Origin of the sequence: Oceaniradius stylonematis (genome assembly GCF_003149475.2) — a bacterium.
Lineage (GTDB): Bacteria > Pseudomonadota > Alphaproteobacteria > Rhizobiales > Rhizobiaceae > Roseitalea > Roseitalea stylonematis.
In genome coordinates this window covers 406,136-420,953 of the sequence record NZ_QFWV02000008.1, presented here as the reverse complement: position 1 = coordinate 420,953, position 14,818 = coordinate 406,136, and the positions used below count along the sequence as shown (strand labels likewise).

Genomic DNA, 14,818 nt, shown 5'->3' with positions numbered 1-14,818 from the left:
GGGAGGAAGGGTATGTCGGCTGTGGCAACAGCTCTCCGCATGCGGGGGATCAGCAAGACTTTTCCGGGCGTGAAGGCGCTTTCGAACGTCAATCTGACGGTCGATTTCGGTCGCGTTCATGCGATCGTCGGCGAAAACGGCGCCGGCAAGTCGACGCTGATGAAGGTGCTCAGCGGCACCTATCTGCCGACGACGGGGACGACCGATATCGCCGGTGTCGAAGTGCGCATGCGCAAGCCCGCCGACGCGCAGAGACTTGGCATCCGCATGGTTCATCAGGAACTCAATCTGGTTCCGGACCTCACCGTTGCCGAAAACGTCTATCTCGGCCGCATGCCGCGCAAGTGGGGTCTTGCCGACAAGGCGAAAATGGTCCGCGATGCCGCCGCCATCCTCGACGAGCTTGGCGCCGCGATCGATCCGAAGGCACGGCTCGGCGACCTGTCGATCAGCCAGCAGCAGCTCGTCGAGATTGCAAAGGCCTATGCGGCCGGGCCCCGCATCATCGTTCTGGACGAGCCGACCTCCAGCCTGAGCGAGCACGAGACCGCGGCCCTGTTCCGCATCCTGCGCAAGATGAAGCAGGAAGGCATTGCGATCGTCTACATCAGCCACCGCCTCAAGGAGGTGCTGGAGATCGCCGACGACGTGACCATCCTGCGCGACGGCAGCATGATCGACACGCGCCCGGCAGACGGAATAACGGCTGCCGAGATGATCCGCCTGATGGTGGGGCGCGAGGTCACCAATGTCTTTCCCAAGACGCCGTCGGAAATCGGCGCTCCGGTGCTGAAGGTCGCGGGCCTCGGCGACGGCTACAACTTCCGCGATGTGAGCTTCGAGGTGCGGGCGGGCGAGATTCTCGGCCTCACCGGGCTTGTCGGGGCAGGGCGCACCGAATTGGCCAGGGCGGTCTTCGGCATGGCGCGCGTCACCGAAGGCCGGGTCGAAATCGGCGGAAAGCCGGTTGCGATCAATTCACCAGCGGCTGCCGTGCGCGCCGGCATCGCCTATGTGCCCGAGGACCGCAAGGACGACGGCATCGTACCCTCTTTGAGCGTGAGGGAGAACATCAGCCTGCCGGTGCTGCGCAAGCTGTCCCGCTTCGGCAGGGTGAGCATGAGCGCGGACCGCAAGCTGGCCGAAAGCTACACCAAGGATTTCTCCATCGTTCCGCCGGACCCGGAGCGGCGCATCAGCCTTCTTTCGGGTGGAAACCAGCAAAAGGCGGTTATCTCCAAATGGCTTTCCACCAACCCGTCGGTGCTCATTCTCGATGAGCCGACGCGAGGCGTCGACGTCGGCGCGAAGGCGGAAATTCACCGCATCATCGGCGAGCTGGTCGCCGGCGGCATGGCGGTGGTGATGATTTCGTCGGAACTGTCCGAGGTGCTGGGCGTGTGCGACCGCGTCGTCGTGATGCGCGACGGTCATGCCTCCGCGCCGGTCGAGCGCGCGGCGCTGAGCGAGGCGAGGATCATGGCGCTTGCCACCGGGGAGGAGGCGGCGTGACGGACGTGCCGATACAGATGCAGCAAGGCACGGCGAACGAACGCTTCCGGAGCGGCGGTCCGCTGTTCGATCTTTTGTCGCGCGGCGGGCTTGCGATCGCAATCCTGGCGGTGCTGATCTACGGCTCTCTGGCCAGCCCCGTGTTCTTTACCGCGGGAAACTTCGTCAACGTGCTGACCTCGATGGCGATCGTCGGCATCGTCGTGGTGGGCATGACCTTCGTGCTCGTGGTGGGCGGGCTTGCCGATCTGTCGGTGCCCGCGACGATTGCGTGCGGAGCGATTCTCTCGCTCGCCCTGCAACCGGTCATCGGCCCGGTGCCGGCCTTCGCGGCGGCGATTGCACTTGCCGGTTTCTGCGGGCTGATGAGCGGCCTTTTGATCGGCTATGTCGGCATCAACCCGATTGTCGCCACGCTTGGCGTCGGCACGATCGTGCTGGGCATCGTGCAGGCGGCGGTGGGCGGCGTGATCGTCTACGGCACGAACCCGGACACGGCCGCGCTGGTCAAGAGCCGCCTTTTCGGCATACCCGCCATCGTGCTGATTTTCATGGCGGTGGCGGTGGTCGGCCACTTCGCGCTGTCGCGTTCCTACTGGGGCCGGTGGACCATCGCGACCGGCGGCAACTACGCCGCCGCGGAAGCGAGTGCGGTGCCGGTGCGCGCGGTCAAGGCCGGCGCCTTCGTGATCACAGGGCTCTGCGCGGGCTTGAGCGGTGCGCTGTTGGGATTGACGCTGCAAAGCGCCCGGCCGCTGGTGGGCACGGGCTACGAGTTCAGCGCCATCACGGCGGTTGTGGTCGGCGGGGTTTCGATCATGGGCGGCTTCGGCTCGGTGCCGCGCGCGATAGCCGGACTGGTGTTCGTTCAGCTGCTGACCAATGTGATGGTGCTGCAGGGCGTGCGCACGCCGGTGCAGGGCTTTGCGCTCGGTCTGCTGATCGCGATCGCGGTCGCCCTCGATGTCGCCCTTCGCCGGCGGGCAGGAGGGGCGTTATGACAGTGCTTGTGCGGCTCGTCCGCTATCGCGTCGCCGTCATTCTCGGCCTGACGCTGCTGATCGCCTCGCTGACGGTTTCGGGATTTCCGAGCGTCACCACGCTCGGCCTGGGGCTCGACCGCAGCGCGACGATCGGCATCATCGCGATCGGCATGACGGTGCTGCTCATCGCGCGCCAGATCGATCTTTCGGTCGGCTCGACCTTTGCGCTGGCCGGCATCACCGCCATCATGCTTCAGCCCGTCATCGGCATCTGGCCAGCCGCCCTTGCCGGCGTGCTGGCAGGGGCGGCGGCGGGCGCCTTCAACGGGCTGCTCTCGGTTGTCTTCAGGGTCAATGCGCTGGTGGCCACGCTTGCCACCATGCTGATCTTCCGTTCGGTCGCGCACTGGCTGACCGACAGCCAGCCCGTTCCCGGCACCGACATCATGCTGTCGCTGGCTCTGTCGACGGTCCATCTTGAGATTTTCACGCTGCGCAGCGCGCTGTTCGTCGGCTCGATCCTGCTGCTTCATTTCTGGCTGACGCGCACGGTGGCGGGACGCAACCTGTTCGCGGTCGGCTCCAATGCCGATGCGGCCGAGGCAAGCGGCATCGCGCCCGGCCGGACCGTGTTCCTGGCCTTCGTCTTCGCCGGAACGCTGGCCGGCGTGGCCGGTGTGCTCCAGAGCCTGACGACCAATACGGGCTCGCCCGTTTTCGGCGCCGAGCTGATCGTCACCGTGATCGCGGCGGTGGTGGTCGGCGGGACGCGCATCGAGGGCGGGCGCGGCTCCGCGCTCGGCACGCTGGGCGGCGTGCTGACGATCGCCGCGCTGACGACCGCGATGGAGTTCCAGTCGGTGCCCGCCTACATCCAGCAGGTCGTCGTCGGCCTCATTCTCATTCTGCTTGTCGTTCTCGACCGTACCGTGCGGCCGGGCCCGCGCACACATGCGGCGGCAGGCGTCCCGGGCTGAAATCCCACAATCACCAGGAGGAAACCATGACCAAAGCGAAAACCGGAACGATCGTCAGCGCGCTGGCGCTGCTCGCCTCTGTTGGCTGGGCGGAGGCAAGGACGGTCTGCTACGTTACCGCTGCCGACGCGCACGCCTATGCCACCCCGGCCAACGAGGCTCTGGAGGCACGCGCCGAGGAACTCGGCATCGAAGTCATCACGCTGAGCCAGAATTTCGACGTGCAGACCGGCACGCAGCAGCTCAACACCTGCATCGCGCGCAACGCCGACGGCATCATCCTGTGGCCGCTTGACCCGCAGGCCTACATCCCCGGCCTGGCAAGGGCCCAGCAGGCCGAGATCCCGGCCATCCTGATCAACTCGCCGATGGACGAGCAGGCCAACCAGTTCATCCTGTCTTTCACCGGCCCCGATGTCTACGAGCAAGGCGGGATGGCCGCCGACTCGCTCACCGACGTTTTGGGCGGCGAGGGCTCGGTCGTCGTGATCGCCGGACAGGCGGGCAATGGCACCACAATCGGCCGCGTCGGCGGCTTCGTCGACCGGCTGGCCGAGATCGACAGCAAGATCGAGGTGCTCGATACGGTGAACGCGGACTTCGATCAGCAGAAGGCGCTCGTCGTCAGCCGCGACCTGATCACCCGCTTCGGCGACGGTATCGACGGCGTCTACGCCAATGACGACACGATGGCGCGCGGTTTCATCGACGCATGGAAGGAAGCCAGGCCCGGCGAGCCGATGCCGCCGATCGTCGGGATCAACGGCCAGAGGGATGCCTTCGAGTCGATCAAGTCCGGCGAGATGTATTCGACGATCGTCCAGTCGCCGGTGGAAGACGGCAAGCTTGCGATCGAGACCATGGCCCGGATCCTCGACGGTCAGGAGGTCGGCGCCCGCCTGCCGATCCCGCTCACCGTCGTGACGAAGGCGAATGTCGACAGTGTCGAGCCGGCATTCTGATCCGTGCCGGCATTCTGATCCGTGCCGGCTTGCTGATCCGTGCCGGCCTGGTCCGGAATTTGGAGGGCCCGCCTTGTGCGGGCCTCTTGCTCTGTCGGCTGCAATTCCGGCGTCGTCCGTCAGGTCCGGCATGTCGGCCTTTGCGGCGGGACCGTCGAGTTCGACCGGATGCCGCGTGCGCGCCGCCCGATTGCATGGCTGCTCGTCCCATAGGCGCGGCGATCTCCCGCGCTGAAGCGGGAGCGGACAGAGCGCTTCCAGAACATCGGCAGGTCCCATCGCGGCGCGCGCTCCGGTCTTCCGCGATCCCGAAGGACTGTCCGGATATACCGCATGGAAATGGAAGGCCTGCGGGCTCCTGGGAACTGCACCGGGGCGTTGCCTACGGACTGCCGCCGGCTGCCGGTGGACGAAATGGTTGAAAATTTGCGCGCGATAAGAAATGGTAAGTTTCTGTAATGGTACCGATCCTGTGCCGAGTTGGGCGCTCGGCGGAGCAGCATGTCAGACACGAAGATCCGGAACATGGAGGAGTTTGCCGCGGTGAGCGGCATTTCGCGTCCGACGATCTCCAAATATTTCCATGATCCCGACAGTGTCCGGCCATCGACGCGCGAGCGAATTGAGCGGGCGCTCGAAACGTACGATTACCGTCCAAACATTTTCGCGATGAACCAGAACCGGAAGCTGACCAAGAATGTCGGCATCGTGGTTCCTTATCTGGCCGATCCGTTCTTCGCCGAAATCGCGCGTCAGCTGGAGCAGCGCTGCATCGAAGCCGGGTTCCGGCCGACCCTTTTCAGCGCCCATGGCCAGCAGGACCTGGAAAACGACATTCTCGACAGCCTCCGGTCGCTCAAGCCCGCCGGCGTCCTTTTGGCGCCGCTTGGCCGCGCCTCGGACCGCAAGACGGTCGAGAGCTTTTGTGCGGATGTGCCGACGGTCCTGTTCGACAGCAACATCGAAGGTGTCGGCGAAGCCTTTGTCGGTTCGGACAATTTCAGCTTCGTGTCGCAGACGGTGGAGTATCTGACCCGCACGGGCGACCCGCCCTGCTTCTTCGAGATGATGACACCGGCAAATCCGAACGCCAACAAGCGGCGTCTGGCCTATCTTGAAATGATGGAGCGCCTCGGGCTTGAACCGCATGTCATCAAGATCGAGGGTGAAGGATGGGCCTTCGAAGAGATCGGGCGCCAGGGTGCGCTGCGGATCCTCGACGCCGGCGGTTTCCCCACGAACATCGTTCTGTGCAGCAACGACCGTCTGGCGATCGGGCTGCTGTCGGCATGCTACGAACGGGGCTTCCGGGTCGGACGCGGCGAGGGCTGCGCGCTGCGTGTCGCCTCGCATGACGATCATCCGTTCTCGCGCTTCACCTGTCCGTCGCTGACAACCGCCGCACACGATTATGATGCGGTGGCCAATTGCGCGATCGGGACACTGAACGATCTGATCGAGGCGGGCGGACGGTTCCAGAAGCGCACGGAGACGCTTTTTGCTGCGCGCCTCGTGCTGAGAGCCTCCGCATGACGCGATCCAAAAATTTACGCGCGAAAAACTTTTCTTGACGCCAGACAATTTTGATGGCTAACCTCCCGACCACATCCATGTCAGGGAGGAAGAGGATGTTGAGAAAGAACGCACTTTGTGCGGCAACCGCGCTTTCGGTCTTTGCGGCCGGCAGCGCCTTTGCTGATAACCACTCCACCATCACCGTCGCCACCGTCAACAATGGCGACATGATCCGGATGCAGGGCTATACGGATCAATTCACCGAGGCGACCGGCATCGGCGTCGAGTGGGTGACACTGGAAGAGAACGTCCTGCGCCAGCGCGTCACGACCGACATCACCACCAAGGGCGGCCAGTTCGACATCATGACCATCGGCATGTACGAGACGCCGATCTGGGGCGCAAACGGCTGGCTGATCCCGCTGGACGATTTGTCCGCCGAGTACGATGTGGACGATATCCTGCCGGCGATGCGCGGTGGCCTTTCCCACGATGGCACGCTCTATGCCGCGCCGTTCTATGGCGAAAGCTCCATGGTCATGTACCGCACCGACCTGATGGAAGCCGCCGGGCTCGAAATGCCCGAGGCGCCGACCTGGGAGTTCATTCGTGAAGCGGCGATTGCGATGACCGACCGCGAGAACGACATCAACGGCATCTGCCTGCGTGGCAAGGCCGGATGGGGTGAGGGCGGTGCCTTCATCACGGTCACGGCGAACTCGTTCGGCGCGCGCTGGTTCGACGAGGACTGGAACGCCCAGTTCGATCAGCCGGAGTGGGCCAACGCGCTCAACTTCTTCGTTGACCTGATGGCCGAGGCCGGCCCTCCCGGATACTCCACCAACGGCTTCAACGAGAACCTGTCGCTGTTCCAGCAGGGCAAATGCGGCATGTGGATCGATGCCACGGTTGCGGCGTCCTTCGTGACCAATCCCGATGACTCCACCGTGGCCGACTCGGTCGGTTTCGCGCTGGCGCCCGACACGGGCATGGGCAAACGCTCCAACTGGCTGTGGGCCTGGGCGCTGGCAATCCCGGCGGGCACGCAGAAGGAGGCCGAAGCCAAGCAGTTCATCGAATGGGCGACCTCGAAGGAGTACATCGAGCTCGTGGCCGCGAACGAGGGCTGGGCCAACGTGCCGCCCGGCGCCCGGACCTCGCTCTACGAGAATCCGGAATATCAGGCCGTGCCGTTCGCCCAGATGACGCTTGACTCCATCAACGCGGCCGATCCGACCAACCCGACCGTCAAACCCGTGCCCTATGTCGGCATCCAGTTCGTCGCCATTCCGGAGTTTGCCGGTATCGCCACAGAGGTCAGCCAGGAGTTCTCGGCTGTCTATGCCGGCCAGCAATCGGTCGAGGAAGCGCTGGAAAAGGCGCAGGCAATCACCAACGACGCGATGGAAGCCGCCGGCTACCGCTAGGCCCTTCCGCCGCATTTCCCGGGGGGCGGCCGCACGTTGCCCCCCGGCGCTCAAACACCTTTAATCGTCGCATCGTCTGAGACGGGCTTGGACCGTCAACGGGGGAGATGCATCCATGGCAACCCAGCATTCGCGTTCCGCAGCCAGATTGATGATGGCACCGGCCGTGATCCTGCTTCTGGGCTGGATGCTGGTGCCGCTGACGATGACACTGTTCTTCTCGTTCAAGCGATATCTTCCGCTGCGCGGCGACTCCCTCGAGCGGGGTCTCGACTGGGTCGGTTTCGAGAACTATGCACGGTTCCTGAGTTCGAGTTCCTTCTGGCCCAGCGTCCAGGCGACGCTGGTCATCGTCGGCGGCGTGCTCGTGGTTACCGTCGTGCTCGGCGTTCTGCTCGCTTTGCTGCTGGATCAGCCATTCTGGGGTCAGGGGATCGTCCGCATCCTGGTGATCGCGCCTTTCTTCGTGATGCCGACCGTGTCCGCGCTGGTCTGGAAGAACATGTTCATGGATCCGGTCAACGGGATTCTTGCACATCTGTGGCGCTTCTTCGGCGCCGAGCCGGTGTCGTGGCTCTCGGACGCCTCGCTGCAATCGATCATCCTGATCGTGTCCTGGCAGTGGCTGCCGTTCGCGACGCTCATTCTCCTGACCGCGGTTCAATCGCTCGACAGCGAACAGCTCGAGGCGGCCGAGATGGATGGCGCGCCGGCGTTCGCGCGGTTCGGTTTCATCATCCTGCCGCATCTGGCGCGGGCGATCACCATCGTGATCCTGATCCAGACGATCTTCCTGTTGTCGATCTTCGCGGAAATCTTCGTGACGACCGGCGGGTCCTTCGGCACACGGACGCTCACCTATCTGATCTTCCAGCGCGTCGTCGACAGTCAGAACATCGGCCTTGGTTCGGCCGGCGGCGTCTACGCCATCATCCTCGCCAACATCATCGCCATCTTCCTGATGCGCATCGTCGGCAAGAACCTCGATCGGTAGGGCGAAGACATGGCACGGGCAACCACAACACGCCGCAAGGTCATCACAACCGCCGTCGCATGGGCGATCGGACTGCTGATCTTCTTCCCGATCTACTGGACGATCCTGACCAGCTTCAAGACGGAAGCCCAGGCGATCAACGACCCGCCGCTGTTCTTCTTCTTCGACTGGACGCTGGAAAACTACGCCATCGTGCAGGAGCGGTCGGACTATATGCGCTTCTTGTGGAACTCGGTAGTCCTTGCCGGCGGGTCCACGCTTCTGGGCATTCTCGTCGCGGTGCCGGCGGCGTGGTCGATGGCCTTCGTGCCGTCCAAGCGCACCAAGGACATCCTGCTCTGGATGCTGTCGACCAAGATGCTGCCCGCAGTCGGCGTGCTCTATCCGATCTCCCTCATCTTCGTGCAGTTCAACCTGCTCGACACGCGCATCGGCCTTGTCGTGGTGCTGATGCTGATCAACCTGCCGATCATCGTCTGGATGCTTTACACCTACTTCAAGGAAATCCCGGTCGAGATCCTCGAGGCGGCGCGGATGGACGGGGCGTCGCTGCGCGAAGAGATCCTCTACATCCTGACGCCGATGGCCGTTCCGGGCATCGCCTCGACCATCCTTTTGAACTTCATCCTCGCCTGGAACGAGGCCTTTTGGACCCTCAACCTGACCGCGGCCAAAGCCGGGCCGCTGACGGCCTTCATCGCCAGCTATTCCAGCCCCGAGGGTCTGTTCTTCGCCAAGCTCAGCGCCGCCTCGACCATGGCGATCGCGCCGATCCTGGTGCTCGGCTGGTTCAGCCAGAAACAACTCGTCCGCGGCCTGACATTCGGCGCGGTGAAGTAAGGGGACCCACCATGGGACGCATTGTGCTCGACCAGGTGAAGAAGAGGTTCGGTGATGTCACCGTCATCCCGGAGCTGGACCTCGAAATCGAGGACGGGGAGTTTGTCGTTTTTGTCGGCCCTTCAGGCTGCGGCAAGTCGACCCTGTTGCGCCTGATCGCCGGACTCGAAGACGTGACCGACGGCAAGATCGTCATCGACGGCACCGACGCGACCGAGGTGCCGCCCGCCAGGCGGGGCTTGGCCATGGTGTTCCAGTCCTATGCGCTTTATCCGCATATGAGCGTGCGCAAGAACATCGCATTCCCGCTGCGCATGGCCCGGCTCGCCCCCGCCGAACAGAAGCGCCGCGTGGAGCAGGCGGCCGAGGTGCTCAACCTGACGGACTATCTCGACCGCCGGCCGGGCCAGCTCTCCGGCGGTCAGCGCCAGCGTGTCGCGATCGGCCGCGCGATCGTGCGGGAGCCGTCCGCATTTCTGTTTGACGAGCCGCTGTCGAACCTCGATGCCGCGCTGCGCGTTGGCATGCGGCTGGAAATCTCCGAACTGCACAAGCGCCTGAAGACCACGATGATCTATGTCACCCACGATCAGGTGGAGGCGATGACCATGGCCGACAAGATCGTCGTTCTGCAGGCCGGCGTGATCGAACAGGTGGGATCGCCGCTCGAGCTCTACCGGCGTCCACGCAACACGTTTGTCGCCGGCTTCATCGGCTCGCCGAAGATGAACCTCATCTGCGGGCCGGAAGCGGCCAAGCACGACGCCACCACGATCGGCATCCGGCCCGAGCACATCGACATCTCGGAGACCGATGGGGCGTGGAAGGGCACGATCGGCGTGTCGGAACACCTCGGATCCGACACGTTTTTTCATGTGCAGTGTGACGGCTTGGCCGAGCCGTTGACGGTGCGGGCGCCTGGCGAGCGGGCCCTGAGTTACGGGGCGGACGTGCATCTGACGCCCCGACGCGAGCACATGCACCGGTTCGACGCACAAGGGCTGAGGATCGACTGATGCGCCTTGAGGGGAAGACTGCCCTGATCACCGGCGCAGCGCGGGGGATCGGTCTTGCACTTGCCGAAGCCTATGCGCGCGAAGGGGCGCGGGTGGCGATCGCCGACATCGACATCGGGCGCGCACGTTCCTCCGCTCAAGCATTGGGCGATGCGGCAGTGGCAATCGAAATGGATGTCACGCGGCAGGACAGCATCGACACGGCCGTCGCCGAAACCGTGGCCGCACTCGGCCGCATCGACATCCTGATCAACAACGCGGCCATCTTCACCGCCGCGCCGATCGTCGAGATCACCCGCGAGGACTATGCGCGCGCCTTCGACATCAACGTGGCCGGGACGCTGTTCACGCTGCAGGCGGTCGCACGGCACATGATCGAAGGCGGCGCAGGCGGCAAGATCATCAATATGGCCAGCCAGGCCGGCCGCCGGGGCGAGCCGCTCGTCGCCGTCTATTGCGCGACGAAGGCCGCGGTCATCAGCCTGACCCAGTCGGCCGGGCTCAACCTGATCCGGCACGGGATCAATGTGAACGCCATCGCGCCTGGTGTGGTGGATGGCGAGCATTGGGATGGCGTCGATGCGTTTTTTTCCAGGTATGAGAACAAGCCGCTTGGCCAGAAGAAGAAGGAAGTCGGCGAAGCGGTTCCCTTTGGCCGGATGGGGCGGGCCGACGACCTGACCGGGATGGCGATCTTTCTGGCCACGGACGAGGCCGACTACATCGTCGCCCAGACCTACAATGTCGATGGCGGGAACTGGATGAACTGATGCGGCTATCGCAGGCGACACTTGGCCAATTGCCGGCCTCCGTCGCGCGCCCGCATTACGACCGGGGCGCGCTCCGCCCCGGCATCGTCCACATCGGCGTCGGGAATTTTCACCGGGCGCATCAGGCCTGGTATCTGCACCGGCTGATGCAGCAGGGCGAAGCGCTCGATTGGGCGATCATCGGCGCGGGGGTTCGGCCCTATGACGCGCAGATGCGCGAGAAACTGCTGGCGCAGGACTGTCTGACGACGCTGATCGAGCTCGATCCGTCGGGGAAATCGGCGGAAGTCATCGGACCGATGATCGATTATCTGCCGATCGAGGACGGCAACGGGCCGCTCATCGATCAACTGGCCGATCCGGGCATCCGCATCGTCGCTTTGACCGTCACCGAAGGCGGCTACTACGTCGACCCGGTCAGCCAGGGCTTCGATGCCGGCCATCCCGACATCCGCCATGACGCAGCCAACCCGGATCGGCCCCGAACCGCCTTTGGCGCGATGGTCGCGGCCCTCGCGCGCCGTCGGGCAGCGGGCGACGGCCCGTTCACCGGACTGAGCTGCGACAACCTTCAGGAAAACGGCCGGGTGTTGCGCCGGACCGTCGTGTCATTGGCCCGCCTGTCCGACCCGGATCTGGCGGACTGGATCGACACGCACTGCACATTCCCGAACTCCATGGTCGATTGCATTGTCCCGGCAACGGGAACGCAGGAGATCGCGCTGGTCCAAGCGTTCGGTATCGAGGACGACGCACCGGTGACCCACGAAGATTTCCGCCAGTGGGTGGTGGAGGACGACTTCTGCGCCGGCCGGCCCGATCTGCATCGCGTCGGGGTGACCTTTTCGGACGATGTGCACGCCTACGAGACGATGAAACTGCGCATTCTCAATGCGGGGCATCAGGTGATCGCCAACGCGGGCGAGATCCTGGCAATCGGAACGATCGCCGAATGCATGGCCCACCCCCTGGTTTCGTCGCTGTTCCACAAGGTTCAGCGAGAGGAGATCGCGCCCCACGTGGCCGCCGTTCCCAACATGACGCCCGCGGCCTACATCGATTTGGTCGAGCGGCGCTTCAGCAACACGGCCGTCGTCGACACGACCCGGCGTGTCGCGTTCGATGGGTCGTCGCGGCACACCGGCTTTGTCCTGCCGATCGTCCGCGATGCCCTCGCCGCAGGCGCGCCGATTGAGGGCTTGGCGTTGGTCGAGGCCCTCTGGGCCCGCATGTGTGACGGCACGCGTGAGGACGGTTCGGCGATCGCGCCCAACGATCCGTTCTGGGACGAACTTGTCGGTGCCGCCAGGGCTGCCAGGGACCGGCCGGCGGCATGGCTCGAACAGCGGCAGTTCTACGGCGATCTGGCTGGCAATGAAGGCTTACGCGAGAGCTTTGCCCGGTGGCTCGGCCTGATCTGGTCGGACGGGTGTGAAGCGGCGCTTGAGTGCTACGTCGGACACGCCTCCGTGACTTCGGGGCGCGCGGGCACGGGCGTGAGCGGATAGCCGATGACCGTGCTATTGGCGTCACATTCGCTCAAGCCGCCGGCGCAACTTGTGGAGCGCATCGCCGCCCTGCCCTTGAAGGGACGGCGTCGGCTGGTGGCTATCGCCGGCGCGCCGGCAAGCGGCAAGTCGACCCTGGCCGCGGCACTCACGGAACACCTGGCGCAGGCCGGCCACACAAGTGCGAACGTCCCGATGGACGGTTTTCACCTCGACAACCGCCTATTGGACGAGGCCGGTCTGCGCGCCCGCAAGGGCGCGCCCGAGACATTCGATGCGGGCGGGTTCGTCGCAATGATGCGCCGCCTGAAGTCCGAGGAAGAGGCCTGCTTTCCGCTGTTCGACCGTGGCCGGGATCTGGCGGTGGCGGGAGCGGGCAGGGTGGGGCCCGACTGCGATCTGGCGATTGTCGAAGGCAACTATCTGCTGTTCGACGAACCGCCATGGAATGCGCTTGCCCCGCTGTGGGATCTGTCGATCTGGATCGATACACCCGAGGAACTGGTGCTTAAGCGCACCGTCGAACGTTGGCTGGCGCATGATCACACGCCCGAGGCGGCACGCGCCCGGGCCGAGGGCAACGACCTCGCAAACGCGCGCCGGATCATCGCGGCGCGGCTGCCGTCGGACGTAACCGTTGCAGTGCCTCCGGACGCCGGGGGGCTCTGATCCGGTCCCAAGCCACGCTGCCGTGACCCGTACCCTTTTGAACGCAGCCACCTCGAGTGACAGATTGGCTTGTTCGAGGCACAAACGGCGTGCGCGCGATGCGATACGAACCCGAAGAGATCATCTTGAATCGCACTGCCGCCCTCGCAGATGCTGGCAATCAACTCGACCGGACCAAATTGCGGCGGGCGATGTCCGACAGTCAGGAGCGATTGTCGACGCGAGCAAAACGAAGTCTCCCGCTTTGAACGGGCCGCTCAGTCCGTGCCTCCGATATCCCGGGGGAGTCTCCAGCGGTATAACCAGCGGTTTCCGAAACCGTCGATTGCACGAAGCCGTCTTCGACGCCGTGCGCCACGGATAGAGCCGTTTCGCTGCCGGAAAAGCACACAGACCGGGCAAGCAAACGCGCAAGGCCGCCCTCGGTTGTCAGCGGCCTTCGCTTGCCCGGTCGGCAATCACGCGGCCGTCGGCCAATACATCGCTCGGAAACAGGATAACCGCGTCTCCCTCCGACAGTCCCGACAAGACCTGGGCAGCGCTATCGTTCAGATGTCCAAGTTCAACGCTCCTGATACGCGCGCGCCCGTTCTCGGCGACGAAGACCGCCCATTCGCCCTGGTCACGGTACAGTGCGCTGATGGGAACCTGAAGCACGTCTTCGCCCCGCCAGAGGGCAAGCCGCGCCACGATGCGGTAGCCATGGCCAAGTCCTTCCGGTACCTCGTCGATGTCGAGAACCGCATTGACACGCTGTTCCTCAATGCCCAGCGCCGACACTTGCGTGAACGCGGCCGGCTCGATCTTCCGGACGGTGGCATGCAGGTCCTGGTCGCCACCCCAGTCCGAAATGACGGCCTCGGTGCCCGGACCGATGCGAACGGCATCTGAAGACAGCAGATCGACGGCGATCTCGAGATTGTCGGGGCGCCCGAATTCGGCCACGACAGTGCCAACCGCGACCGCCTGTTCGCTGCGAACCTTGATGGCAAGCGTGACGCCGTCGATCGGTGCGAGCAATGAGACGCAGCATCGGCCGTTTTCACCGGTTCCGGCCATGTCGACCGGCTGGGCGAGGCGGGCCTGGGCGCTGGCAAGCTCTGCCAGGCGCAGGTTGATGCCCGCCATTGCGCTCTCAACCTCGGCCTGCTTGATCTGGAGTTCGCCATAGGCCCGCTCAAGATCGCTGTCGGAGACGATTCTCGTCTTGGCGAGTTGTGACGCACGATCGTATGCGGATTGCGCCAGCCGGAGTGCGGTCTGCGCGCGCGCATGTTCGACATTGGCCAGCGCCACGGCGGCGCGTGAGGCTTCGATCGCGGCCTCGAGTTCGGTTCTGGTGCGCTCGTCGATGAACGGCGGAGCGAGCGGGTGGATCGTGGCGATGACGTCACCCTTTGAGACAAGATCGCCTTCCTCAAGATCGATGCGGTCGAGATGTCCGGCAAGCGTGGACGAGACGGCATAAACGTCCCGCACCCTGGTTACGCCTTCCTCGTCAACGAAGACGACCATCTGTCCGCGGGTGACCTGCCCCAGATCGACGAGCACCGGTCGCTCGCGCAGCGAAAGGAACGCACCGTAAGCGATCACGCCGATCACGATAAGACCAAACAACCATTTCGACCAGGTGCCTTTCATCAGA

General features: G+C 64.4%; 13 protein-coding genes. 12 read left to right on the top strand and 1 reads right to left on the bottom strand.

Going from position 1 to position 14,818, the window contains the following annotated elements; genetic code table 11:
• Positions 1–12 precede the first annotated feature (12 nt).
• The 12 genes from DEM25_RS15220 (at position 13) to DEM25_RS15165 (ending at position 13,173) form a co-directional block, all read left to right on the top strand.
• Complete coding sequence (locus tag DEM25_RS15220) at positions 13–1,512, top strand: sugar ABC transporter ATP-binding protein (protein ID WP_109768283.1); 1,500 nt, start codon at positions 13–15, stop codon at positions 1,510–1,512.
• Complete coding sequence (locus DEM25_RS15215) at positions 1,509–2,513, top strand: ABC transporter permease (RefSeq protein ID WP_245412932.1); 1,005 nt, start codon at positions 1,509–1,511, stop codon at positions 2,511–2,513. Before DEM25_RS15220 ends, DEM25_RS15215 begins: the two co-directional genes overlap by 4 nt.
• The gene (locus tag DEM25_RS15210) at positions 2,510–3,472 is read left to right on the top strand and encodes an ABC transporter permease (RefSeq protein ID WP_109768282.1); all 963 of its coding nucleotides are present in this window, start codon (positions 2,510–2,512) and stop codon (positions 3,470–3,472) included. Before DEM25_RS15215 ends, DEM25_RS15210 begins: the two co-directional genes overlap by 4 nt.
• A gap of 26 nt (positions 3,473–3,498) precedes the next feature.
• Positions 3,499–4,434, top strand: coding sequence for a sugar ABC transporter substrate-binding protein (locus DEM25_RS15205; protein WP_109768281.1), 936 nt, complete (start codon positions 3,499–3,501; stop codon positions 4,432–4,434).
• A gap of 501 nt (positions 4,435–4,935) precedes the next feature.
• Positions 4,936–5,967, top strand: a complete 1,032-nt coding sequence (locus DEM25_RS15200) for a LacI family DNA-binding transcriptional regulator (RefSeq protein WP_109768280.1) — start codon at positions 4,936–4,938, stop codon at positions 5,965–5,967.
• Between the two features lie 98 nt (positions 5,968–6,065).
• The gene (locus DEM25_RS15195; RefSeq protein ID WP_375565840.1) at positions 6,066–7,376 is read left to right on the top strand and encodes an ABC transporter substrate-binding protein; all 1,311 of its coding nucleotides are present in this window, start codon (positions 6,066–6,068) and stop codon (positions 7,374–7,376) included.
• Between the two features lie 115 nt (positions 7,377–7,491).
• A complete protein-coding gene (locus DEM25_RS15190; RefSeq protein WP_109768278.1) occupies positions 7,492–8,370 on the top strand; it encodes a carbohydrate ABC transporter permease in 879 nt (292 codons plus the stop codon).
• Between the two features lie 9 nt (positions 8,371–8,379).
• A complete protein-coding gene (locus tag DEM25_RS15185) occupies positions 8,380–9,210 on the top strand; it encodes a carbohydrate ABC transporter permease (RefSeq protein WP_109768277.1) in 831 nt (276 codons plus the stop codon).
• A gap of 11 nt (positions 9,211–9,221) precedes the next feature.
• Positions 9,222–10,226 (top strand): ABC transporter ATP-binding protein, encoded by a 1,005-nt coding sequence (locus DEM25_RS15180; RefSeq protein WP_109768276.1) that lies wholly within the window; start codon positions 9,222–9,224, stop codon positions 10,224–10,226.
• Positions 10,223–10,996 (top strand): L-iditol 2-dehydrogenase, encoded by a 774-nt coding sequence (locus tag DEM25_RS15175; RefSeq protein WP_109768275.1) that lies wholly within the window; start codon positions 10,223–10,225, stop codon positions 10,994–10,996. Before DEM25_RS15180 ends, DEM25_RS15175 begins: the two co-directional genes overlap by 4 nt.
• Positions 10,996–12,504: a mannitol dehydrogenase family protein gene (locus DEM25_RS15170; RefSeq protein ID WP_109768274.1), complete on the top strand. Its 1,509-nt coding sequence runs from the start codon at positions 10,996–10,998 to the stop codon at positions 12,502–12,504. Before DEM25_RS15175 ends, DEM25_RS15170 begins: the two co-directional genes overlap by 1 nt.
• Before the next feature lie 51 nt (positions 12,505–12,555).
• On the top strand, positions 12,556–13,173 hold the full coding sequence (locus DEM25_RS15165; RefSeq protein ID WP_245412931.1) for a nucleoside/nucleotide kinase family protein: 618 nt from the start codon (positions 12,556–12,558) through the stop codon (positions 13,171–13,173).
• Between the two features lie 429 nt (positions 13,174–13,602).
• On the opposite strand, the gene DEM25_RS15160 is transcribed toward DEM25_RS15165, so the two are convergent.
• Positions 13,603–14,814 (bottom strand): efflux RND transporter periplasmic adaptor subunit, encoded by a 1,212-nt coding sequence (locus DEM25_RS15160; protein WP_109768272.1) that lies wholly within the window; start codon positions 14,812–14,814, stop codon positions 13,603–13,605.
• Positions 14,815–14,818: the final 4 nt, after the last annotated feature.

Excerpts from the sequence above, each read along its gene's own strand:
- DEM25_RS15190 (WP_109768278.1), top strand. The coding sequence starts at position 7,492 with ATGGCAACCCAGCATTCGCGTTCCGCAGCCAGATTGATGATGGCACCG.
- DEM25_RS15220 (WP_109768283.1), top strand. The coding sequence starts at position 13 with ATGTCGGCTGTGGCAACAGCTCTCCGCATGCGGGGGATCAGCAAGACT.
- DEM25_RS15160 (WP_109768272.1), bottom strand. The coding sequence starts at position 14,814 with ATGAAAGGCACCTGGTCGAAATGGTTGTTTGGTCTTATCGTGATCGGC.
- DEM25_RS15170 (WP_109768274.1), top strand. The coding sequence starts at position 10,996 with ATGCGGCTATCGCAGGCGACACTTGGCCAATTGCCGGCCTCCGTCGCG.
- DEM25_RS15205 (WP_109768281.1), top strand. The coding sequence starts at position 3,499 with ATGACCAAAGCGAAAACCGGAACGATCGTCAGCGCGCTGGCGCTGCTC.
- DEM25_RS15185 (WP_109768277.1), top strand. The coding sequence starts at position 8,380 with ATGGCACGGGCAACCACAACACGCCGCAAGGTCATCACAACCGCCGTC.
- DEM25_RS15200 (WP_109768280.1), top strand. The coding sequence starts at position 4,936 with ATGTCAGACACGAAGATCCGGAACATGGAGGAGTTTGCCGCGGTGAGC.
- DEM25_RS15180 (WP_109768276.1), top strand. The coding sequence starts at position 9,222 with ATGGGACGCATTGTGCTCGACCAGGTGAAGAAGAGGTTCGGTGATGTC.
- DEM25_RS15210 (WP_109768282.1), top strand. The coding sequence starts at position 2,510 with ATGACAGTGCTTGTGCGGCTCGTCCGCTATCGCGTCGCCGTCATTCTC.